Source organism: Peribacillus sp. NPDC097284, assembly GCF_044761765.1.
Taxonomy (GTDB): Bacteria; Bacillota; Bacilli; order Bacillales; family DSM-1321; genus Peribacillus.
This window is the reverse complement of the sequence record NZ_JBIWCZ010000008.1, coordinates 1-23,319: the sequence shown is the minus strand read 5'-3', so window position 1 is coordinate 23,319 and position 23,319 is coordinate 1. Positions and strand designations below refer to the sequence as shown.

Annotated in this window: 16 protein-coding genes and 1 pseudogene; 12 read left to right on the top strand and 5 right to left on the bottom strand. The window is 38.4% G+C overall.

Annotated elements, in window-relative coordinates:
* Positions 1 to 470 precede the first annotated feature (470 nt).
* The 4 genes from ACIQXU_RS14685 (at position 471) to ACIQXU_RS14670 (ending at position 7,217) form a co-directional block, all read left to right on the top strand.
* The gene (locus ACIQXU_RS14685) at positions 471 to 3,596 is read left to right on the top strand and encodes an Ig-like domain-containing protein (protein ID WP_402990414.1); all 3,126 of its coding nucleotides are present in this window, start codon (positions 471 to 473) and stop codon (positions 3,594 to 3,596) included.
* A gap of 869 nt (positions 3,597 to 4,465) precedes the next feature.
* On the top strand, positions 4,466 to 5,062 hold the full coding sequence (locus tag ACIQXU_RS14680) for a recombinase family protein (protein WP_402990411.1): 597 nt from the start codon (positions 4,466 to 4,468) through the stop codon (positions 5,060 to 5,062).
* 29 nt (positions 5,063 to 5,091) lie between these two features.
* Entirely contained in the window at positions 5,092 to 5,877 is a 786-nt protein-coding gene (locus ACIQXU_RS14675) for a recombinase family protein (RefSeq protein ID WP_402990584.1), read from the top strand.
* The gene (locus tag ACIQXU_RS14670; protein WP_402990409.1) at positions 5,874 to 7,217 is read left to right on the top strand and encodes a recombinase family protein; all 1,344 of its coding nucleotides are present in this window, start codon (positions 5,874 to 5,876) and stop codon (positions 7,215 to 7,217) included. Before ACIQXU_RS14675 ends, ACIQXU_RS14670 begins: the two co-directional genes overlap by 4 nt.
* A gap of 60 nt (positions 7,218 to 7,277) precedes the next feature.
* Here the strand turns inward: ACIQXU_RS14670 and ACIQXU_RS14665 are convergent, their stop codons facing one another.
* Positions 7,278 to 7,433 carry a hypothetical protein gene (locus ACIQXU_RS14665; protein WP_402990406.1) on the bottom strand — a complete coding sequence of 52 codons (156 nt, stop codon included), beginning with the start codon at positions 7,431 to 7,433 and terminating at the stop codon, positions 7,278 to 7,280.
* A 132-nt stretch (positions 7,434 to 7,565) separates the two neighbouring features.
* On the opposite strand from ACIQXU_RS14665, the gene ACIQXU_RS14660 reads away from it, so the two are divergent.
* The 6 genes and pseudogenes from ACIQXU_RS14660 to ACIQXU_RS14635 all read left to right on the top strand — a co-directional run bounded on the left by ACIQXU_RS14660 (position 7,566) and on the right by ACIQXU_RS14635 (position 13,407).
* Positions 7,566 to 8,192 (top strand): tyrosine-type recombinase/integrase, encoded by a 627-nt coding sequence (locus tag ACIQXU_RS14660; RefSeq protein WP_402990403.1) that lies wholly within the window; start codon positions 7,566 to 7,568, stop codon positions 8,190 to 8,192.
* A 200-nt stretch (positions 8,193 to 8,392) separates the two neighbouring features.
* The gene (locus tag ACIQXU_RS14655; protein WP_402990401.1) at positions 8,393 to 8,527 is read left to right on the top strand and encodes a hypothetical protein; all 135 of its coding nucleotides are present in this window, start codon (positions 8,393 to 8,395) and stop codon (positions 8,525 to 8,527) included.
* Between the two features lie 364 nt (positions 8,528 to 8,891).
* Positions 8,892 to 9,218, top strand: a complete 327-nt coding sequence (locus tag ACIQXU_RS14650) for a hypothetical protein (protein ID WP_402990398.1) — start codon at positions 8,892 to 8,894, stop codon at positions 9,216 to 9,218.
* Between the two features lie 138 nt (positions 9,219 to 9,356).
* Positions 9,357 to 9,489 (top strand): annotated as a pseudogene (locus ACIQXU_RS14645) (IS1595 family transposase); the annotation flags it as partial.
* Positions 9,490 to 9,931: 442 nt separating this feature from the next.
* Positions 9,932 to 12,013, top strand: coding sequence for a SpoIID/LytB domain-containing protein (locus tag ACIQXU_RS14640; protein WP_402990395.1), 2,082 nt, complete (start codon positions 9,932 to 9,934; stop codon positions 12,011 to 12,013).
* Between the two features lie 179 nt (positions 12,014 to 12,192).
* Entirely contained in the window at positions 12,193 to 13,407 is a 1,215-nt protein-coding gene (locus tag ACIQXU_RS14635) for a right-handed parallel beta-helix repeat-containing protein (RefSeq protein WP_402990392.1), read from the top strand.
* Positions 13,408 to 13,505: 98 nt separating this feature from the next.
* Here ACIQXU_RS14635 and ACIQXU_RS14630 read toward each other — a convergent pair whose 3' ends face one another.
* The 4 genes from ACIQXU_RS14630 to ACIQXU_RS14615 form a co-directional block, all read right to left on the bottom strand.
* Positions 13,506 to 14,123, bottom strand: coding sequence for an undecaprenyl-diphosphatase (locus tag ACIQXU_RS14630; protein ID WP_402990389.1), 618 nt, complete (start codon positions 14,121 to 14,123; stop codon positions 13,506 to 13,508).
* A 71-nt stretch (positions 14,124 to 14,194) separates the two neighbouring features.
* Positions 14,195 to 15,616 (bottom strand): alkaline phosphatase, encoded by a 1,422-nt coding sequence (locus tag ACIQXU_RS14625; protein ID WP_402990386.1) that lies wholly within the window; start codon positions 15,614 to 15,616, stop codon positions 14,195 to 14,197.
* A gap of 88 nt (positions 15,617 to 15,704) precedes the next feature.
* Entirely contained in the window at positions 15,705 to 18,584 is a 2,880-nt protein-coding gene (locus tag ACIQXU_RS14620; protein ID WP_402990383.1) for a YhgE/Pip family protein, read from the bottom strand.
* A 461-nt stretch (positions 18,585 to 19,045) separates the two neighbouring features.
* Positions 19,046 to 19,702 (bottom strand): C40 family peptidase, encoded by a 657-nt coding sequence (locus tag ACIQXU_RS14615; protein WP_402954731.1) that lies wholly within the window; start codon positions 19,700 to 19,702, stop codon positions 19,046 to 19,048.
* 242 nt (positions 19,703 to 19,944) lie between these two features.
* On the opposite strand from ACIQXU_RS14615, the gene secA2 reads away from it, so the two are divergent.
* Together secA2 and ACIQXU_RS14605 are read left to right on the top strand one after the other, a co-directional pair.
* Positions 19,945 to 22,329, top strand: a complete 2,385-nt coding sequence (gene secA2, locus ACIQXU_RS14610; protein ID WP_402990380.1) for an accessory Sec system translocase SecA2 — start codon at positions 19,945 to 19,947, stop codon at positions 22,327 to 22,329.
* Positions 22,329 to 23,216: an accessory Sec system S-layer assembly protein gene (locus ACIQXU_RS14605; RefSeq protein ID WP_402990377.1), complete on the top strand. Its 888-nt coding sequence runs from the start codon at positions 22,329 to 22,331 to the stop codon at positions 23,214 to 23,216. The genes secA2 and ACIQXU_RS14605 overlap by 1 nt, the downstream gene beginning before the upstream one ends.
* Positions 23,217 to 23,319: the final 103 nt, after the last annotated feature.

Here is a 23,319-nt window from a genome sequence, read left to right as displayed (position 1 = left end):
TTTAAATCAAGAAAAAGGCTGGTAATTAACGATTACTTCATTAAAATGTCATAACATAACAAAATGTAGGTCAATAGTATTTGTTATTGACAAAATAGTAATATCTAATTCATTTATTTGATTATATGGAATATAAAAGAATTATTATCAAATTTAGTTAGGGTTAAATCTAGTTAAAAGAAAAATTGGAAACAATTACTAGGATTTTTCCTGATAAATATTTATAAAAGGGTAGAAATTCCAAAAAACTTGTATTATTATAGATTAAGTAGAACGGATTGGTAATTAACCCAATTATAGTTCTCTAGTTTAAAAGAACTAGTCATTGATATTATTACTTGTCGTAGGAATTATGAATTGGTCATTTAGTATTAAATGCGTTTTTTTGTAAGTCGTTAGTTATTTCGCTCTATATGGAGCTTGCGTGCCTAACGCACTACTTTAGATATTGAAAGGGAGTTTTTTCTAACATGGGAAAAAAGAAAGCAATTAAATTAGCAACGGCAACTGCAATTGCCGCATCAGCGTTCGTCGCAGTAGCACCAACACAATCAGAGGCAGCTACTAGCTCAGTTGACAAAGCGATTACAAAAGCTTCATCAGCAATGCTTAAAGCATTCAACACGTATAACAAAACAGCTCGAGTGGATGGAAAACTTCCTACACTTGCAAACATCAAAAAAGATGTAAAAGCAGGACAAGATGCTTATGCAGCAGCTGCAAAAGAAATCGCTTCAAAAGGCGGAACTAAAGCTCAAAAAGCGGCTCTTACAAAAAAACTAGATACTAACAAAAAATATCTAGACCGCGCTGAACTATACTTGAAAGCAGTCACTACAAACCTTAACCCTACTAAAACAGCATTCACAGAAGCTGTAGCAGGTGGAAAACAATCTAAAGTATTGTCTGCTCAAACTGCATACCAAGCAAAAATTAAAGAATTCAAAGATAATGTAGCTAAAGTCTACGGACCGGATGCTCGTGATTTACTATTAGAAAAATATGCTGAACCAGCACAAAAACTTGCTGATTCTGTAAACGATGAAATGAAAGTTTACGCTGCATACAAAGCAATCGAAAAAGGAGATCTTATCGAAAAAGATCTTGAAGCGGCTTTCAAAGAAATCGACGGCGCTAAAGAAGAAGCAGCTAAAATTGCAAAATTAGACACTACATTAGCTAAAAACATCACAAAAGCAGTTGAGAAAAACAACAAAAAATTCGAAGACACTGTTCAAGCTGCAGTAACTATCGAAGGCATCACTGACGGAGAAAAAACTGACGAAGAAACAAAAACAATCACTGTCAAAGCTACTAAAGGTTCAGAAATTAAGGTAACACTTAATGGAACAGCAGTAGCAGCTAACGAAAACGGATCTTATACTCTTAAACTACAAGAAGGTTCAAACAAAGTTGCAGTTGAATCAACTGTTTACGGAGTGAAAACTGAGTTAAACAAAGAAATCACTTCTAACCAAACTCCTGCTGTTAAGAGTGTAAGTGCGATTAACCTTAAACAAGTTGAAGTGAAATTCAATAAAGAACTTGATAAAGCTTCAGCTGAAACTACTACTAATTATGATCTTAAAGTAGGCGCTGCAAGTGTAGTAAACCCTACAGATGCTAAAGTTATTGGAGAAGACACTGTCCTACTTACGTTTAATGCTCAATCTCAATCTACTGATGCATCTCTGAAAGTGAAAAATGTTAAAACTGCTAAAGGTATAGTTGCTGATACAACTAAAGACATTCGTTTCATCGATGTTGTCGCACCTAAGGCTGAAACTGTTGAGGTTGTAGCTCCACGTGTTATCCGTGTAAATTTCTCAGAGCCTCTTCAATCTGCTCCAACTTTTAAATTGAATAACGGTGCAACTGCTATTGTTTCGACATCTTGGACTCCTGGCCAAGACTATGCTGATCTTACAATTGGTATAGATCCTGAAAACGGTTCTTCTCACACTCTAACTGTTTCTGGTGGAAATGACTATGCTGGATTCAAAATTGATGAAGCTTCAAAGTCTTTCGTTTATCAAACAAATGTTACAGCACCTACAGCTACTGTTTCTAAAGTAGTTGATAATCACACTGTTGAAATCCAATTTGATAAAGAAATTAATGCTAGTACTTTAACTAGCAACCTTGAAATTTTCCATACAGTTAAAGGTGGAAATGGTTACAAAGCAGATGCTGTAACTAGCCTTAAAAACGGTACAAACGATACAATCGTGGTGAATTTTGCTGGTGCTGTATTCCCTGAAGGTCAAGTGAAATTTTTCTTAGGTTACGGTGATGAAAAAGGAACGCTTGTACAAGATAAATGGGGTAATAAATTAACAGTTCAAGAACTTACTGCTTCATATGCAGCTGATACTACTGCACCAGTACTATCTTCTGTAGAAGGTAAAACTAAGCGTACAATTGAAGTTAAATTTAACGAAGAAATTAAAAGAAACACAGCAACAGCTGCTAACATTGTATTGGTAGATGCTGATAATAAAGCAGTGCCAGCAGATGTTGAACTTGGTTCTGATGGCAAAACTGTAACTATTAAATCAACTTCTGATCTTGCAGGTGGAAACTACAAATTAACTGTTAAGAACGTAACTGATACATCTAATAACAAAATTGCTGAGGTATCCCGTACATTTTATGTGAATGATATGGTTGCTCCATCAGTTAATGAAACAGCAGACCTACTTGCTGGTAACAAAAAAGTAAAAGTTAAATTTAGCGAAGCTATGAATGCCGCTTCAATTACTGATAAATCTAAATATCAATATAACAATGCAGAACTGAATTCTGCTGTTACTGTTACAGCAGTAGACGGTAACAAAGCAGTTATCCTTGATTTCTCTGGTGTAACTGATTTCACTAGTGCTGCAGGTAAAGTTGTAGTAGTTGGACGTGTAGCAGATGCTACTGGAAACCTTACAGAAGCATTCTCTACAAACGTAGAAATTTCTGGTACTCAATCTACTATTGCTGCAACAAAAGCAGAAGTTACTGGAGAACATACAGTTAAATTGTACTTTGATGAAGTTATTACCAATGCAGTAGCGGCTGACTTCGTTGTTAGTAAAGAAGATGCTGTCCTTACTACTACAAATGTAGTGAATTCCATTGAATCTGGAAAATCAGTTCTAACTTTAACTGTAAGTGAAAATCTTCCAGCAACAGCTGCTGATGTGACTGTTGATTCTAGCACAGCTGAAAACTATACAGTTAAAGCTAAAAATAATGATGGACTTCTAGTTAAATTCGCTGATCTTGCAGCTGCTGATAAGTTCGCTCCTGAAATTAAGACTGCTACTTTTGAAGATGGTACTAATCCTGAAGATAAGGACAAATTAGTTCTTACATTCTCTGAAGCTCTTTACGCTCAGTCTGTACAAGATGCTGATTTCACTGTAGTTGGACGCACAATTGAGTCTCTTGAAGTTAATGGTGCTACAATTACTGTTAACTTGAAAGCAGATAACTCAGATTCTAGCTCAATACCTGCTTCAGTATCACTTGTAGGTTCTGTTGAAGATACAGCTCGTAATGTAAAAACTTCACAAGTATTTGTAACAATTACTCCAGCAGGCGAATAATTTAGATAGACACCTTTGAAGGAAATCTATTCTTGAAAATATAGAAAATTCCTATGTGGAAATGGAACTGTTTCCTATAAATAGGACAGTCTAAAAAAGAACTATGGTTAAGAGGCTAAAAAATGACTCCGGTATTGTACTGGAGTCATTTATTTAGGCTTCACAATAACAACCGGACTTTGTATTAACCATACTAGATTATCCTTTGTGAAAACGTCTTTAACCTTTGGCATCAATGGGATAAGGCGTTTTTTTATTTATATCAGGAACCTACGGAAATTGTGACTATTGGTAAAGAACTTGTGATCACTTTTAACAAAAATCCGTTAAGAAAGAAACAGTATTAAATGCCTCTGGAGAACTATGTAACGCAGGCATAACAGCAGTTGGTAGTGCTACATCGCTTACAGATCCTCTTAAAGCATCTTTTAAGTGATGATGGTAAGAAGGTAACTGTTGAATCTACTCCTAACTATAAAGGTCAAAACGCGGTACTGTTCAGGATGCAGTTTAAACTCGAAATAGTTAAGAATAGGAACTTCCTTTCAGAAAAATACTTTAGGCATACCTTTCTATGAAGGTATGCCTTTATTTGTATAAAATTAGTTACAATTTGGTAGTTAATTAGGAGGGAGAACAATTTTTAACTACTTTGTTATTTGCCAATTTACCCAATTATTTATCGTGTTTTATTCAAGTTAACAAGCTTACGGTACTCGTCACACTATAGCTGTTAACAAAGAGTGATTATTGTCAGAAGCTAATCGGAGATTTTTATGAGCTAGTTAACTATTAGTTAAATTTAAATAGTTACCATAGTTTGAATGGATTTAATTAGAGCAGATAAAGAAGAGGTGAAATTAAATTTAATGAGAAGAGGAATTCAGTACAGCAGAAAATCAACGAACCCAAGAGATTTCCTCGATGAAAAGGAAGGCATTAAATACCAAGAGCAAGTAATGGATGAATACAGCATCAAACATAATATCGAGATAATAGCTAGGTATAGTGACGTCGGTTATTCCGGGGTTCATACTCAGAGACCTGAACTACTGGAAATGTTAGATTTTCTGAAAAAGTCAGAAGAAAAGATTGATGTACTTCTTTTCTTTAGCGTTGATAGGTTAGGCCGAGATTTAAGGAACAATATTAACTTAGCTTTAAAAATAAGTGGGTTTGTAAATAAGATAGTATTTGTTTCAGAAGGAATTACTAATAACTACGAACACTTCAAGTTATTTTTGATTCTTAAATCCATTGTTGCTGAAGAGGAACGAATCAATATTATTACTAGACTTGCTGGAGGCAGAAGAACAAAAGTGATGAACCGGAAAATATATTCAGGGAACAAAGCCCCTCTAGGATATGTTCAGAAAAAGGACGGTTCGTTAAAGCTGGCTTCTCTAGATGAGACGAAAGATTTAACCGACATTATAGGGTTGGAAGCAGTTAACTATATTTTTTAGCTTACCTTTCAAACCAATCACTTAGTCAGATAGCAAAGGACCTTAGACGAAAGTTTGGCTTAACTAGATTGGGTAAAGTATGGGATAAAAACTCAGTAGCCTATATTCTACGAAATGATATTTATGCCGGTATTCTAAGCGGAAAAATAAGCGGTGAAGAATACACAATTCCATCAGGCAATATAGAGCCCTTACTATCAATGGTTACCTATCAATTTGTAAAAACAAAAATTAGTAATTCAGTAAAAGGAAGGAGATCAAAGAAAAATACTCTTCCTCAATTGTCAATCTGCATACAATGTTTAAAGCCGGTTGTACTGATTGGAGAGGAAATATCTTGCCCAAGCTGCCGAAAGTCAATTAATGCGGAGCTTTTATCAAAAAGCATTGAAAAAAAACTTGTAGAACACCTTTTTGGTAACTATACAAGCGGCATTGTTAATAGATATTTAATGAATGAGAGAACGAATCTATTTTTCCGTATACAGAACCTTAAGGAAAAAGTGAAGGATCTAGAAGGAACACAGTTGTTGATAGAATCAATGTTTAAGGATGATCCGAAAGAGTTTAAACTATTGCTTAGTTACAATAAAGAAGAAATTAGGAATTTGGAGAGAGAGATTAGAGAGATTAATCATTTCTTAGAGTTCCTGTATGATGAGAAAGCTATTGACTTAAATGAAGAGGATGTTCTAGTAAAAGGAAGGAATGACTTATATCTTGACCTCCCCTATCTCTTATTGATTAACTTCAATCTGAGAGATGTATATATAAAGTTTCACCCTTGCGTTTTTGAAGGGAAGACGGAGCGATGAGAGATATAAATAGGAGTATTGTCATCGTTTGCTGTTACTGTCGAACTTCGGGGAAAATTAATGGAGAAGAAAGTATTCCTAATCAAAAGTTTATTTTAAAAGAATACTCCAATCAAGAAGGTTATAACATAAGGGGTTACATTGTAGACGAAGCTAAATCGGCTTTTAGCAATCAAAGGAGAGAAGGATACGAGGAACTAATGCGATTAATTGATAATAAAAAGGTGGATTGTGTACTGGTTACATTTTTTAATCGGTTGGCTAGAAGAGCTGAGGACTTGCTTAATATTTTACTATTAATGAAATCAAAAGACATTGAATGCATCAGTGTATCGCAAAATAAGAGGCTTTCTACGATGAGTCATTATGAAATTGCTTTTGAAGCCATTATGACTGAAGAAGAAGATAAGAGCATAACAAGAAGAATTCATTCTTCTATGGATAGGAGTAGAAAACAAGGTGAATATCTCACTAATCCAGCTATAGGATATGCTAGAGATGAGAAGAGACATTTAAACATAGTAGAGGCTGATGCAAAGATTGTTCGAGATATCTTTAATCGATTTTTAGAAGGACAAACGACAAAGTTGATTGCAAAGCAACTTAATGAGTCGGGCATAGCCGGCCGAAGATGGTCTACCCATAATGTAGAGGGCTTATTAACTAACCCTATTTATTCAGGTAAGTTATATAAGCGAGAAGTGGGAGAAGATCTCACAGTTAGCTATGAACTACTATCTTCCGTGGAGCACGAAGCTATTATTGATGAACATACTTTTTTTGAAGTTGTTGAGGTAATCAATGAAGGAAAAAGAAAAAGGGGAAAAAGAACATACAAAAAGCACCATCACTTGTTTAAGGGCGTACTCTGCTGCCCAATATGCAATAATAAAATGCAGGGAACAACAGACTATTATACGTGTGCTAATAAAAAGTGCTCATTTTCAACGGTACGGAAAGATCGGATAGAAGGTCTTTTGCTTGAATACGTCAGAGGGTTAGATAAAAAACCAGATAGTTCTAACATTGTAAGACAAAAAGTTCATAAGTATACTATGACCATAAACACGTTGAAGTCCGAAATGGCTATGCTTAAACAAAAGTTTTCCATAGGACAGATTGATGTAAATACCCTTAAAGAGCATATGTTTAGAATTAACCTAGAGATTAAGGCATTACAAGATAAAGTGGATTATGGGGTTTACCAAGAAGAAGATGTTACTTTTTCGGAGTTAATTGAGGAGCGCAGGTTCGAGGGTTTAAATGATTTAATGATACGAAGAAAATTAACATTAACCCTTGAAAAAGAAGGAAATAGTTATAGAATAAAGAAGCTCTAATTAGAGCTTCTTTATTCTGGAGTTATATATGGAAGGAAGGTCTCTATAATATCTTTTCCTCTAGGTGTTTGATCTTCTTGAGCTATCCTCCTTTGCCAACTGGTACTTATCCTGCAAGTGTTGGTCAATCTTTTGGTTCAGGATAAAAAGCAACTGTTCATTGGAAGGCATATTCAAGAAATGAGTAACACATTCATTTTTTAATGGCTCAACCAATTTAATCACCTCCTTTAAAGTTAGAGTGAGGAGTTAATCGCCATAATATTCCTCAATATACAAAAAATAACGTAAAGATAGCTATAAATAAAAAAAGTGAACAGCCTGAAGGTATTTAATGATTTTTTACAGATGAAAGGGATAGTAAAGAACAACTTTATTCAGCTAAGAAAGGATCGAGTGCCCATTGCAAACGGTAGTGAAAAAGTTGTCGAAGCACTCACTAATGAAGAAGTCGAGAGGGTGCTGGCCTATGTACAAAATGAATCAAAAGTGAGCATTCGAAACCGTTTGATTGTTCATACCTTGCTTTATACAGCTGTTCGAGTCTCTGAACTCATTAATATTAAGCATGGGGACATTGAACCGCTTACCTCTACTCTCACCGTTCGGGGAAAAGGGGGAAAGGTTAGAGAAATTGGAATTCGAAATGATCTTAGAGAATTAATGAAAATCTATCAAGCAGGAGAGAGAAAAGAGTCAAAATATCATGATAGCGAATATCTATTTGTCACTCAAAGAAGTCCTAAAATGCATAGAGATGCGGTTAGGAATTGGTTAGCTAAAATCTCTGATGATATTGGCATGAAACTATACCCACATCTGTTTAGAAGAACCTGTGCAACATTGCTTTTAAGACGAGGAGTTCCGGTTGTCACAGTCAGCAAAATACTGGGTCATTATTCAGTAGAGCTTACTTCGAAAACCTATATTCAGACTTCCAGAGCCGATAAGCAGTCAGCTTTGAATTTATTGTAGAGTAAGCTCGTAGGACGGAAAATGAAATGGTGGAATAGGCAGTCTACGCTTACGGTTACAAAGATTAATTTCTGAAATCGCTCGATTTTGGAGGAGGGAGTATGAAAGCTCACAGAGGTTAAATGGAAGGCGATTTTACCTATTATCGAGTCGGCTTAGGCAGTCAAGATAGAACGTGAAGGATAAAGGAGAAGTTACCAATGAAGATGATACAAACGTTAAGCGATATTGAATATCTAAAAGCAATAAATAAAATACCAATCGAATTAATTAAAGAAATTGAACAAGACTTTCTCAACCTCTATGGAATATCATTTAATCAAGTGCTCATTTGAATCGCTCATTCAAAGCTATGGGGAGCGAGTACAAAAATTATAGAGAAGGGTTGAAAAGCTAATTGACTAGTATCAAGGAAAAAGAGCTAAGGCCTTAGAGATATTTGATTATTTCATGAGAAGAGAATTTGAACGGGCCATAGAATTAATTCCATGGCTCGTTTAGTGTTTAGGGTAAACCTAAGTGCTTGGCCACTTCATTCTCTCTAGCTTATTTTTGGCTAGCTTCAAGTATAGTAAACTCCTAATTGTTAAGTAGTTCATATATAGAGTATAATAACGCGAACGCACATTCTTTATAAAAAATTTATCATTTTAGAATATAGGGCGTTAAAACTTTCATGTCTAAAGGAGAACGATGAAAATGAGAAAAATAGTTGTAATATTGAGCTCTTGTATGATTTTTGCATTATTATTAGCTGGTTGTGGAGCTGATGAACCAGACTATACAACTGAACAATTTGAATCTGCACTAAATAAAGGAGATAACTTGGAAGGGAAAACTGTATCAGTTAAAGTAGATGAGATTGTACCTGATAGTGCTTTTGGTTACAATATCGAGACTGGAGAACATTTGAATTTCGTGTCAACCGACAATCCGAAGGTTAAAAAAGGAGATGAAGTAGTTCTGAAGGCCAAGGAAGTAAAGAGTGTACTTGGCTCATTTATTATTTCTTATGAAAAGCAGTAATTTGATCAAAGAAATGTTTCATCAACAAATGAACGCATACGAATCCGCAATGGATTACGTATGCGTTTTTATTGTAGAGAAGAAAATTTGATAAGAATGAACAATCAAATTTATTGTTGCTTTTAAGGCTGAACATGGCGTGTAAAAGCTGAAGAGTTTGATGCAGTGAATGGGAAGTATATTCATCCATCTTCTATGCTTTGTACGGATACAACTACTTACTACCAAAAGGTTCGCTAAAATCAAAGGTTTACAATACGAAACCATCAATAAACGTCAAAGGCCATTATTCATTGCTGAACATTTAGTATCCTTCGCAGACCACGATGCGAGATAGCAAATTTCTAATAGGCTTGAGGGATATACTTTTAAAATAAATATTCAAAAAATATAAACCTCTTTCTCTTTAATATTCCCTTCATTTAGAAAAATCCCCTGCGAAAAAAATAATAAAGCCTAGAATGTAAAAACCTCAAGAAATAATAACGTAATTCAGAAGGATAATAGTGAACACATCAAGAAGTTAAAAGATAAGCTAATTACATGCCTAGAGAATTAATACATATAGTATGAGCTGGCCTGCTAGAAACCACTGTTCGTGACTAATTCACTATACACCTCTTAGAATTCTACTAACTTTGCCGATATTACCAACATAGCAATCTATCAAAGTTTTTATCTATAAACAATTATAGAGATGAGGCGGAAGTAAGATGAGAAGTTTGAGGTATATGTGTATGGCTTTCTTTATCATTTTTTCTACATTTCCAGCATATGAAGCAGTGGCAGCAGAAGGGTCTATAGAGATGAAGGTGAAACTGAGAAACTACTTGGGTAATCAAACATCCGTGACGGTAACGGCAACAGGTGACTATCTAACGTTTGATGGTGAACTCTTTATCAAGAGCGGGGAGGAACTGACGGTTAAAGTGGAAGCAGGAAAGCTTGTGGTATACAAGAATACAAAGAAGCTGGAGACATATTCTTCGTTTACCGCTACACCGGTTAAGGAAGATTCCCTATTAACCATTAACAACCGTCAGTATCCAGGATCAATGGAATTCACGGTTGAAGGCGGTTATGTACGACCGATTAACCATGTTCATATTGAGGAGTATGTAAAGGGAGTCGTTCCGAAGGAAATGCCGGCACTATGGCATATCGAGGCGTTAAAAGCCCAAACGATTGCGGCCCGCACCTACGCACTTCGTTTTCAGTCCAAGGTGATTGATGATACGGTTTCTTACCAAGTATATGGAGGAGCCGATGGTCATGATCGCTCTAATTTGGCGGTGAAGCAGACAACTGGGCTTGTCATCAAGCATGATGGGAAGTTGATCGAGGCGCTTTTTTCTTCGAGCAATGGCGGCATGACGGAACTGAATTCTAACGTCTGGATGAGCGGAAAACCTCTAGCTTATCTGGACATTAAAGAGGATCCGTTTGATCCGAAAATAAAATGGTCGGTGACACTGGATAAACAGCAAATCGATCTTTCCAAAAAAGATTTATCGAAGCCGGGAGATTGGTGGACAAGTGTTAAGGAAAAGGATACAGCCGTCGTTCCTAACTTGAAAAGTTGGCTTCAAAGTAATGGCTATAACAAAAAGGATATTAAAATTACGGATATTCCTGTTTTAGCTTTATCAGATAGAACCTCTGGAGGACGAGTGACAAAGGGCTCCATCCAAATGAATTTTTATGTGAAGGATATGCTTGATGAGAAAGGGAAATTAGTACAGCAAACGGTTACGGAACTGAATGTCCCTGCTTCAAAGATTCGGGCTATGGTAGGTGCGGATAAGATGAAGAGCTATTTAGTAGTGGATTCCACATCAACCAATTCGGAGAGAATTTCCATAGATGGGCTAGGTTTTGGCCACGGGGTTGGAATGAGTCAGTATGGGGCGAAATATAGAGCTGAATTTGGACAAACCTTTCAAGAGATTTTAGGATTTTATTACCCGAACACGACGATTGTAAGGGAGTATGCCGATGCTGAGCCTGAACAGGAGCCTGCAGTGAATAAGGATACAACAGCACCGAGCATCACTGCTGTGAAGGCGACAGAGGATTATTCTAATAATAAGGTCGGCATTACGTATAGCATGAATGAAGATGCGATCGTTTCCTTAACGATTAAAGATGGCATGGGAAATGTTGTAGCCACTCCTGTTCGTGAACAAGCCTTGAAAAAGGGGAGTCAGTCCGCTACATGGAACATAAAAGATGTCAGTAGTGGAACTTATACCGCAGAAATTATCGCAACAGATCGAGGCAGAAATAGAAGTACGGTAATCTGGGCGATTAAGGTAAGCAAAGATACGACCGCCCCGAAAATTACAACCATCGACACATCAGGGAATTACAGCACTGAAAAGGCAAGCATTTCGTATCATATAAACGAAGATGCTAAAGTGACGGTGCAAATCAAAAATAGCAAAGGGCAAGTAATTGCCACCCCAACCAATGCAAAATCGTTAAAGAAGGGGAATCATTCCGCCACTTGGAATTTTCAAAATGTATCTAACGGCTCGTATACAGCCCTCATCATTGCAAGTGACGCAAGTGATAACCAAAGAACCGCTACAACGAAAATCAATATTAAGAAAACGACAGGGAAAGTGACCGCAACTGTTTTAAATATACGAGAGAAAGCCAATACAACTTCGAAGATTGTCGGTAAGCTTAAGAAAAATCAGACCGTCACAATCTTAGCGCAACAAGGGAGCTGGTACAAAGTGAAGTACGGTACTAAAAGCGGGTATGTATCCAAAACCTATATAAAAAAATAACGATTCGAGACGCCATTTCATTGAGAGATGGCGTTTTTTTGAATGAATTTTAGAAAATAATGGGGTTTTTATAGCTGAATCTACTCATAACAAACGAATGAATGATATTATAGGGAAGTATGTTAAAAAATGACTTTATTAATATGGAGAATTAAACAGGAAAAAGGAGAGTTTGCTACATGAGAAAGAGGATTGGATTTTTATGGATAGCCGCTATGTTATTGTTCAGCGTGTTATTACCTACATATTCAGCAGAGGCAGTGTCAAAACCAACTTATACCATATCACCAACAAGCAAAACCTATAAGAATAATATGATGAATTTTTCTACATATAACTCGTATACGAAGCATTATTATTTATTGCGTTCATACCTTGAAGAGTTAGAGAAAAAAGGTGGCGGTACGCTTGTCCTGAAAAAAGGTACGTATACAATCAGTAATACACTCTATGTTCCTTCGAACGTAACAATCAAGATGAAGGATGGCGTAAAGCTGGTTAAAGGAAAGAAAACGGGAACGAACCAGTTCGTTGCAGCCAAATCCATGTTCCAACTTATAAGGCCATCAAAGTCCTCTAAGAAGGGTGTGTATGGAAAATATAATGGAGAGAAGAATATATCCTTCATCGGCGAAGGTAATGTAACAATCGACTTGAAGTTTATAGAAGACAGCATCGCCATCATCATGGGTCATAATAAAAACATCAAGGTGGAGAATATTCATTTTAAAAATATGTTCTCCGGACATTTTATTGAAATGGATGCCTCAGATCATGTCATGATCCGTAAGAATACGTTCATTGATTCGAAAGTATCCAAAAATGTAAATAAAGAAGCGATTAATATTGATACACCAGACAGAACCACGCTTGGGTGGAGCCAAACTTGGAGTAAGTTTGATAAAACAGCAAACAAACATATTACCATTGAAAATAATACGTTCAAAAACCTTGATCGTGCGATAGGGACTCATAAGTATTCCGGCGCAAAATATCATAATAAAGTAGTTATCCAAAAAAATAACATAGAGAAAACACGTAGCGATGCGATTCGGGTTATGAATTGGTCTGATGCACAAATCATTAACAATACAATAAAAAATGTGGAAAACGGCGAGCCTGGAACACGAGGGATTTTAGCCAGTGGTGCGAAAAACCCGACATTCAAGAATAATACATTTCAAAAAGTTGGCCGACCTGTTCAATTTACCACCTGGAAGAATGCAGGACCAGGTTCTCAATACGATATTACTTACAATGTATTGAGTAAGAAAAACAAACATGATCTTTCAAACAATCTAGCGATAAATACCGCAGAAAATTTTATCCGGATCAATAACAAATATAACGAATATATCTTATATACCGAAAAAATCTACCTTGTCTCAAAATAGACTAACAAACCAGCTATGATTAAATTCCTAAAGAAGATGTCTTTCATGAGTAGTAAACAAAAAACTGCTAGTTGAATTCAACTAGCGGTTCTTATGTGTTATAAATCTGCCGATTTAGTTTTTTCTACATTCTCTTGCTTATTCAAAAGACGCTGAATGTTCTTTGATTTTGGGACGACTTTGTAAACAATAAATGATACGACCATGCTAATCAATGCGCCGACAAGAACATCAGCGGGATAATGAACGCCTACCCCTACACGCGATATTCCCACAAGTACTGCTACAATCAACCATAAAAAACGAAATTGGCTTTTGCTGAATAACCAGAAGGTCATGCAAAAGGAAAAGAAGAGGATGGTGTGATCGCTAGGAAAAGAATTATTGATATCTTTCTCTATCAATTTATTCACATCGTCCAAAACGGAAAATGGTTGATAATTGGTATGGAGGTTGCTCACTAGTTTCCCCACTACCTCTGCCAAAATAAATGTAAGGCCTGCACATACAACCATCAATCTATTCCTACCATTACGTGTAAAAAAGAAAACGACAACAGCCAAAGCTAAGAAATACAATGAATAGTCAGCAAGAAAAACAAACACAGGATTTAGATAAGCGTGCTCTTTTCCTAAATCATTAATCATCCTAAATAACGTGATATTCAATTCCAAAATGGTCTTTTCCTTTCTATGTAAACTTGATATATGAATCATTATAATACATGTTTGATCCTTTTTGGCTAAAGCATGAAATATAAAAAACTAGGGCTGACTATGTGTCAACCCTAGTTTTGTGATAGTTGTTGGCCTGGGGTAAAGGGGACGCCGGCCGCTTTGGCAATAATTTGTGAGATGTCCGTATTGTCGAGTACGCCGTCGAATGCCTCGCTTCCAGGTCCGGTTGCAAAGACAGGTACCATATTGGCGGTGTGCCCTCCTGTCGAACTGGCTGCACGTATACTTCTGTCCGCTACTCCCGCTTTATAATGTTTGGCGATAGTACTGCCAATTTCCCAATCGATGCTGTGCTGCGGGTAGACAAGCGTTCTATTGCTTCTTACGTGATCGATTAATTGTTGAGCCTCTTCAGGTGTAAGAGAGATATGGGCATAGTTCTTGAATGCGGAAATGACGCTTTTTGGTTCAATCTTATTGTCTTTATCAAAGGTAAGCTGCTTGGCCATATACTGAGTAGATACTTTGATTTTTTTCAATGCAGCAATGTCCATCGTTTCCGATGCGGAGATTCCCATCGTTTCATGGTCAGCCAACACGACAATCAAGGTATCCTTCCTTTGCTTTGCCCATTCCACAGCCTTCTTTACCGTCTGGTCAAACTCAATCGTTTCCCTCCAAATCCCCGTATAGTCTGCGGCATGTTCCATTGAATCGATGCGTGCCCCTTCCGCCATTAAAAAGAACCCGTTGTCACTTTGAGATAAGACATCAAGTGCTTTTCCCGTCATTTCGGAGAGTGTAGGCTCCTGTGAGTGGACCACTTCTCTATCCAGCTTGAAATTCATATAGGTGGGGTGGAATAGCCCCAGCAGTTTTTTAGGGTGTTGAACGGAGGCGAGTTCTTCCTTATTCGCCGTAAATGAATAACCGGCTTCTTTAAATTTGGCGACAAGGTCGACGCCATTTTGCCGTTCCTCCTCGAAATAGGAAGCACCACCACCAAGAATGACGTCAATCCGGTGATCAAAAAGCTGCCGGGCAATCTGGGAACCACCTGTCCAGCGATTTTTTACGCTGGCCCCGAAAGCGGCGGGGGTGGCATCGACGACCATATTAGTGGAAATGAGTCCGACTTTTTTTCCATGTGCTTGAAAGGCATCAAGAATGCTGTCGACCTCTACTCCAGTCGAGTCAACCCCAATCGATTCGTTATTGGTCTTGATGCCAGTGGCGATGGCTGAACCTCCGGCCGCAGAATCGGTCACATAATTATTAGCGGAGTAGGTACGCATCAGGGCGACATGTTCTAGTTTTTCCATATGAAGGACTCCCGATATACCATACTCGAATTGGCGGGCAACTTCGATGGCCCCTACACCCATGCCATCGCCAATGAGCAAGATTACATTTTTGGGAGGTTTTTGAGCTATCCCATGAATCGGGTAGGCCAGGCAAATGAGGAGGAGGGATAGTAAGGCTAGACCATACGGGCGTATATATAGTTGAATGCTTCTGATTTTATTAGTCATGTGGAATCCTCCATTAGATGTATGTCTTTCTATTATTAGTAGAGATCCATAAAAAAAACCTTCCTGAATATCAGGAAGGTAAAAACTTTTATGCTGCAACATCTGCACGTTCTGAATTTCTACCGGACTTGAACCAAATAACAGCCAGGGAAAGGGCAGCGAACAAGACAAGGAATATGGCAAGAACGCTGACGCTTGACCAGAATAAATCATAGTTATTAAGAGTGATGATTGATTTAAAGCCGTTAATCGAGTACGTAAGTGGTAAGAAATTACTTAATGTTTGCAATCCTTCTGGGAGCATGTGAACTGGTAAGCTTGAACCTGTTGTGGATAGTTGTAAAACTAAGAATGTAAAAGCTAAAAAACGTCCGATATTTCCAGCTAAAGCCACTAGGAAGAACACGATGGCCAAGAAAGTTAAGCTGATAAATACCGAGAATAAGATTAACATGATCCCGTTTGTAAAGGTTGATTTTAAATAGAAGGAAGCGAAAACAGATGCGATGAGCGCTTGGGCTATCGCAAGCACTGCCATGTTTCTAAATTGGATCGCGTACCATCTAAATGCGGAAACATCTGTCACCGCTGGCAATTGTAAGTTGAAGAGACAAGCCATGACCAAAACCCCTACGAATAAAGCTAATGAAAGGATATATGGAGCATTCGCATAACGGTATCCAGGGAATGTATTGATGGACTTTCCACTCAATTCCACTGGTGCCGCAAACATGGCAATGTTCTTTTCATCCGTGTTAATGGCACTTAATTTATCAGCACCGCCAGATAAGCCGGTTGTCAATGTCTTACTGCCATCTTTGATTTGTCCGACACCACCGTCTACTTGTTGGACACCATCGGATAAAGTGCCCCAACCCGTTTTCACGGTCTTCGTGCCGTCACTCACTTGTGTCATCCCGTTATCCAGTTTGTTTGCACCAATTGTAAGGTCGTTCCATCCCGCTTTCACGGTTTGGTTACCTGCAGCAAGCGTGCCCGTTCCAGCGGCAAGCTTACCAGCCCCCTCGGCTAGAGTACTTGTTCCAGAAGCAAGGGTCTTTGTACCGTTAGCAAGCGTGCCAGCCCCGGCTGCAAGTTCCTTACTTCCTTTGGCAAGTGTGCCGGTTCCAGCTGCCAGGTCTTTACTTCCTTTGGCAAGCGTACCAGTTCCAGTCGCGAGATCTTTACTGCCGTTAGCAAGCGTGCCAGCTCCGGCTGCAAGATCTTTACTGCCTTTAGCTAGAGTGCCAGTTCCAGCTACAAGGTCCTTACTACCAGAAGCCAAAGAGGCTGTTCCAGCTGCAAGAGTTGTGGTACCTGCCGCTAATGAGCCTGTTCCCGTTGCAAGTTGGCTGGCTCCAGTGGAGAGATCCCCTGCACCTTTAGCAAGAGTTTGCGTTCCTCTGTATACTTGCTTTTGTCCTGCTACTAAAGTATTTAGCCCAGCTTCTAGAGTGTTAGCCCCGGTTGATGCGTTGGCTAATCCTCCTGATATCTGATCAGCTCCCGCTACTAAACCAGGAGTTTTTTCCGCTAATAGCCCGAGACCGCCAGCAACCTGTTGACTTCCTGCTAATAGCTTTTGGAAATCTGGACTTGCCTTAAGTCCAGGTACTTGCTCGGCAAGTTGGGCTAAGCCGGCTGCAACAGTATTAGCGCCTGGGGCTAATTGTTTTACTGCAGAGTTTACGTCCGAAGCACCTGTAGAAACTCCTTTGCTACCTTCAGCTAGAGTCGAAATGCCTGCCTTTAATGTATTACTTCCTGCTTCCGCACTTGTTAAACCATCTAATACTTGCTTCGCGCCACCTTGTAATGAAGTGGCTCCATTCACTAATTCTTTTGTTCCACTATTCAATTTTTGGGCTCCATCATTGACTTGACTAGCGCCACCCTTCAGAGAAGCAGCACCTGCTTGTAAAGAACTGGCACCCGCATTCAGTTTTTGAGCTCCATCATTGACTTGATTAACCCCGCCGTTTAATTGCTGAGCTCCGGCATTCAGAGAAGTGGCACCAGTGTTCAACTTTTGAGCGCCATCGTTAACCTGACTAATACCGCCATTGAGTTTTCGGGCCCCGTTATTGACTTGGTTCACACCACTATTCAGTGCTTGAGCTCCATTATTAAGCTTGCCTGCACCAGCGTTTAACTCATTGGCACCAGCATCTAATTTTCTAGCTCCGCCATTTAAGGTCTGAGCGCCATTGTCTACTTGTTTAGCACCATCCGCTAACTTGCCGATGTCTCCCTGTTTACCAGCAAGAGAGTTATACATGACGCTTGTTCCAGCCTTCAATTCAGCAGCTCCACTTGCAAGCCTTGTGATGTCTGGTGCCTTTTTTTTCAGGGAATCAAGGATTTGAGCGGTACCATTTTTCAGTTCTCCGGCTCCATCATTGATTTTTTGAGAACCATCTGCCCCATCTTTGAAACCGTTTTCAATATCACCCAGTTGATTGAGCAAGCTTGTCGTATAAGTGGCTGTTACCTTATCCGCCAAGCTTTCACGAATACGTTCTGTAGCACTTTTGGTTACTTGAGCAGCCATAAAGTGTAGCCCTTCATTTTGTGTATAGATCAATTCAGGTTTTACCGGATTTGTATCCAAGACTGTTGTTACATTCTGTGAGAAGTTTTCCGGAATTTCAATGACCATGTAGTAATCGGTATTATCTAACCCTTTTTTAGCGGTCTTTTCATCAACGAAGTCCCAGCCAAGGGTATCGCCAGACCGCAACTCAGCTACTAAATCATTGCCGACATTAATCGGTTTCCCACCTGAAGTGCCCCCTATATCCTTATTGACGACAGCGACAGGTAGTCTGGATAAATTGTCGTAGGGCCCCCATTTTGCAGTAAGTATAAGTGCTGCGTAGATAAATGGGATTAATAAGACAGCGACGATAGCAATGATCCACCCCGTCCTATTTTGGGAGCCGCCAAACTGAAATCCTGATCCTTTCATACATAACCCCCTATAAACTCTTATTTTTAAAGGATGACTGGGAGCCGTCCAATCAAACTTTTATAAGTATATTCTGACCATTTATTCTAATTCCTTCTTATTTTTGACAAAATATTATTCGGAATTAGATATTTTTAGGATTAAAGTTTCATAAAATAGTAATTATTTGGACAAACAAAAGATACTAAAGTAGGATTTTAATTTAAATTTCTTTAAGAACAATGCATATGAATGGTTATTCATTCACTTTTTGGGTGATTTAATAATTAAGATACTTATCTTTAAAACCTGAATAACAATTCTAAAAAAACAATAAGTATTTTTACGAAATCGTATGAAATGTTAGTTTACCGAGTTCTAATATATGAAGATAGTCGGAAATCACTTATAGTGCAGAGAGGAAAAAGAGTGTACTAATAAAAGAAGGTTCACTGAAATTTATTTCAGTGAACCTTCTTTTTTTATAGGGTTTTTGACCCGATATATTTCGGCTTCCAGTAGGAGTTGTCCATGCTTGAGATGCTAACTCCTCTAGAAGTGGCAGAATGGATGAATTGATTATCACCTATGTATATTCCAACATGTGAAACACGTTTGCCATTTTTAAAGAATACAAGATCCCCTGGTTCAGGTTCTGATGTTTTCAAACCAACTTTAGAATACAAATCTGCAGCTGTACGTGGCAAGACGACATCTTGTGACTTTTCAAAGACATAGTAGATGAACCCAGAACAATCGAAACCTTTGGGAGAAGTTCCGCCCCATCTATATGGTACACCCATATATTTCTTAGCTTTTTCTATTAATTTGTCATTATCTATGTTGTATACGCCCAAGGCATTAAAGGTCGATCGGTTGGATATCCCATTTTTCTTTAACTTGTGGTCTTTTTGAAAAGCTTTTACTGCCTTTGTAGTAGATTCATTATAATTATTTGAGTAGGAGCCTGATGGTTTATAGTAACCTTTAAACTTCAGAAGTTTTTGAAGTTGGCGTACGTCGGAATGTTTCATTTTCGGTTCTAACGTTTGATCACCAATATTAGCAGATGCTTGATGCTGTAGAGGTGAAAGCAATAAGACGGCAGCGACAACTAGACTACTAAATAACTTTTTCAATGAATTTTCCTCCTGAAACAAATATTGGTTCTTACATAGTAATATAGTCTTGTTACAATAAACGACATTTTACATTACATTTCTGTTACAAAAGTCAAATTATGCATAAAAAAGTGATCATTAAACCTTTAATTCTATTAATTACTTCATACTAGGTAATTATTGCTAACACTCCAGTTTATAACTATATATGATATAATTTCTATAGTGCGTTCAATTGATTTTATAGGAGAGAAAACCCTATGTTAACTGGTATGAAAAAGATATTTAATGAGAGTTCTAAAGACTTAAAGCGAATTTATAAGCTTGTAGATAATGTGAACCAACTAGAGGGAAAGTTTGAAAAATATACGGATCATGAATTAAGAGGTATGAAAGATACGTTTAGAAGTTTGCTAGCTTCTGGAAAAACGTTAATGGATATTCAAGCTGAGGCTTTTGCCGTAGTACGGGAAGCATCGAAACGTGTATTGGGTCTACGGCACTATGATGTTCAGCTCGTAGGTGGGTTTGTCTTGAATGAGGGTGCAATCGCTCAAATGAATACGGGGGAAGGGAAAACTCTTGTTGCAACCTTGCCGAGCTATTTACATGCCTTGGAAGGTAAAGGCGTCCATATTATCACGGCAAATGAGTATCTCGCCAGCCGGGATAAGGATTTGATGGGGCAGGTGCATGAATTTTTGGGTCTGACAGTCGGCTTGAATATTTCACAAATGGCTCCTTCTGAAAAGCAGGAGGCCTATGCTGCGGACATTACCTATGGGACGGGTACGGAATTCGGTTTCGACTACCTTCGGGATAATATGGTTTTTCGAAAAGAAGAGAAAGTGCAAAAAGGCCATCGATTTGCCATTGTCGATGAGATTGACAGCATCCTGATTGATGAAGCAAGGACCCCGTTAATCATTGCAGGCAAATCAAGTGATGGAACGGAGCTGTTTCATATTACTGCTCAGATTATGAAGTCGTTTAAAGAGGATGAGGATTTTGAGGTGGCTAACGAATCAAGGGCTACCTTTTTAACAGATCAAGGCGCATCCAAGATTGAAAAGGCGTTCGGAGTAAATAACTTATATGATATAGAGCATCAAGAGCTACTGCATAATGTGACGCAAGCGCTTAAAGCACATGCCATTATGAAATTGGACGTCGATTATATCGTCAAGGATGGACAGATATCCTTGATAGATAAATTTACTGGCAGGGTGATGGAAGGCCGAAGTTTTAGTGAAGGTCTCCATCAGGCCATTGAAGCAAAAGAAGGCTTGGAGATTTCTGAAGAGAATGAAACACAGGCTACAATTACCATCCAAAATTATTTCCGTTTATATCATTCACTTTCAGGGATGACGGGAAGTGCCATGCCTTCGAAAAAGGAGTTTTGGGAAACCTATCAGCTGCCTGTTATTGAAATTCCAACGAATAAGTCCATTCAACGACAGGATAAACCAGATTTAATCTTTAAAGATGAAGTAAGTAAAATCAAAAAAATCGTTTCAGAAGTAACACGTATCCATAAAGAAGGAAGGCCAATTTTGATTGGAACGACTTCCATTGAGCAATCGGAAACGTTATCCATTCACTTGAAGAAAGAAAAAATCCAACATCAGATCCTCAATGCGAAGACGGAAAAAGGCGAGGCGGAAATCATCGCCAAGGCCGGACAAAAGGGCCAAGTGATGTTAGCGACGAACATGGCTGGAAGAGGTACCGACATTTTGCTGGATGAAGATGTTAAGGAATTGGGCGGGCTTCATATTATCGGTACGGAGCGGCATGAAAGCAATCGTATTGATATGCAGCTACGTGGTCGTTCGGGTCGGCAAGGTGACCCGGGCTCTACACAATTTATCATTTCTTTAGAGGACGATTTGTTTGTCTACTATGAGGAAGAAGAAATTGAGCGGTACGTAAAGAAAGTTAAAACAGATGAAACCGGTTTGGTCGTAGGTCCTGCTCCAGAAAAATTTGTGAAAATGGTTCAGGAGACGATTGAGCAAACACATCAATCTAGCCGTAATCATTTGTTGAAATTGGAACATGCATTAAATGAGCAAAGTAAAATTATCTATTCGATGAGAGATCGGATTCTGGATATGGAAACGGATCAAATGTTTACGATTCTCCTTGAATATATCGAAAGTTACATCCGTAAGCGCGTGACGAAGTATTACCCTGAATATATGGAAGAGCCGAATTCGAAGGCTTTCATTGAAGAGCTGTCCCTTGTCTACTTATCGTTGGATTGGAAAGAGGACGATTTGCAAGGTCTTACCCGTTCTGAAGTAGAAGCAAATGCACTGTCTGCATTCAAAGAAATGGAACCTATGTTATTGACTTTACAAGAGGATGCTGAGTGGGGAAGCCGGTTACGTGCCTTTATGTTGAAACAAATTGATACGAACTGGATGAGTCATTTAGACGAAATGAATAGAGTGAAGGAAGGCATAGGGTTAAGCGGGTATGGTCAACAAGACCCTTATATGTTATTCGAAAAAGAAGCACTAATACAGTTCGAACAACTTATAGGTCAAATCGAGTCAGGCATCAGTGTCCATTTTATGGAGTATGTAAAAAGCCAAAGGGATCAAGAAGAACTTGATGAGAAGGGGGAAGATGAATAATGGGTCTGTTTAGTAAAAGTGGAAAAGCAAAAGAAAAAGAAAAAGTCAAAATCGAAACAGCAACAGCGGAAGAGTCTGTCTCAAATGCAGAAGATGCAATCTATACTACCTTGGTTTTTCATGACGACTCTGATTTATCCAAGCAAGAAAAGTATGTTTACCAGTTCCACCATCAACAATTGCCATCATTAAAACCAAATCAAATTTCCATTTCAGGAGTTAAATTATCAAGGTTTGAAGAGGAAGTAGTGGTTATGGCCTTCATCCGTAATACATTAGATAAAGCGGTCCGCTTTGAAGTAGTGGATTTATTATTATTGGATGAAAACGGGCAGGCTCTGGCGAAGAAGTCATTTGATTTATCGGAGATGGGTGAAATCCCTGCTGTTTCCTGTATGCCATGGAGCTTCTTATTTGAAGAAGAGGATACTTTAGCCCCAATTCCGGATAACGGCTGGAAGATAGCTTTTGAACTGAAAAATCAGGCTCCTCAAGAACATGCATTGGATTTGGCACCAACATGGAGAGAGCAGCTTTCGGATGCTCAACAGCAGAATCTGCAGCAACTTGTTGCCGGGTTACCCAAGCTTAACCAAGGCGAAGTGAACTTCATGGGACTAGAAGCCACGTTCAAGGAGAATGATCAATTAGCCGTGACGGTTTTAATTCGGAATGGTAGTGATAAGCAAATTAAGATTGAAAAACTGCCATTGATTGTCGAGGATGCGGATGGAGATCAAGTTTGCCAAGGTGGTTTTTCCCTTGATAACTTTGAAGTGAAATCTAATACAAGTAAGCCCTGGACATTTATTTTTCCAGGAGAACTCGTGAAAAAGAAAAATCCTGATTTGTCACGTTGGAAAGTATATCCGCCTAATTCTTTATAAAAATCCTGAAAAGGGGCTGTCTAATAAGTCCCTAAAATAAAACAGGTGGAGAAAAACGAGTTGTTTTTCTCCACCTGTTTTTCTATTTTTATAATAATTTACT

What these genes read in the sequence shown, in the direction of transcription:
- ACIQXU_RS14685 (WP_402990414.1), top strand. Translation starts at nt 471, where the DNA reads ATGGGAAAAAAGAAAGCAATTAAATTAGCAACGGCAACTGCAATTGCC.
- ACIQXU_RS14680 (WP_402990411.1), top strand. Translation starts at nt 4,466, where the DNA reads ATGAGAAGAGGAATTCAGTACAGCAGAAAATCAACGAACCCAAGAGAT.
- ACIQXU_RS14670 (WP_402990409.1), top strand. Translation starts at nt 5,874, where the DNA reads ATGAGAGATATAAATAGGAGTATTGTCATCGTTTGCTGTTACTGTCGA.
- ACIQXU_RS14660 (WP_402990403.1), top strand. Translation starts at nt 7,566, where the DNA reads ATGAAAGGGATAGTAAAGAACAACTTTATTCAGCTAAGAAAGGATCGA.
- ACIQXU_RS14655 (WP_402990401.1), top strand. Translation starts at nt 8,393, where the DNA reads ATGAAGATGATACAAACGTTAAGCGATATTGAATATCTAAAAGCAATA.
- ACIQXU_RS14650 (WP_402990398.1), top strand. Translation starts at nt 8,892, where the DNA reads ATGAGAAAAATAGTTGTAATATTGAGCTCTTGTATGATTTTTGCATTA.
- ACIQXU_RS14640 (WP_402990395.1), top strand. Translation starts at nt 9,932, where the DNA reads ATGAGAAGTTTGAGGTATATGTGTATGGCTTTCTTTATCATTTTTTCT.
- ACIQXU_RS14635 (WP_402990392.1), top strand. Translation starts at nt 12,193, where the DNA reads ATGAGAAAGAGGATTGGATTTTTATGGATAGCCGCTATGTTATTGTTC.
- ACIQXU_RS14630 (WP_402990389.1), bottom strand. Translation starts at nt 14,123, where the DNA reads ATGATTCATATATCAAGTTTACATAGAAAGGAAAAGACCATTTTGGAA.
- ACIQXU_RS14625 (WP_402990386.1), bottom strand. Translation starts at nt 15,616, where the DNA reads ATGACTAATAAAATCAGAAGCATTCAACTATATATACGCCCGTATGGT.
- ACIQXU_RS14620 (WP_402990383.1), bottom strand. Translation starts at nt 18,584, where the DNA reads ATGAAAGGATCAGGATTTCAGTTTGGCGGCTCCCAAAATAGGACGGGG.
- secA2 (WP_402990380.1), top strand. Translation starts at nt 19,945, where the DNA reads ATGTTAACTGGTATGAAAAAGATATTTAATGAGAGTTCTAAAGACTTA.
- ACIQXU_RS14605 (WP_402990377.1), top strand. Translation starts at nt 22,329, where the DNA reads ATGGGTCTGTTTAGTAAAAGTGGAAAAGCAAAAGAAAAAGAAAAAGTC.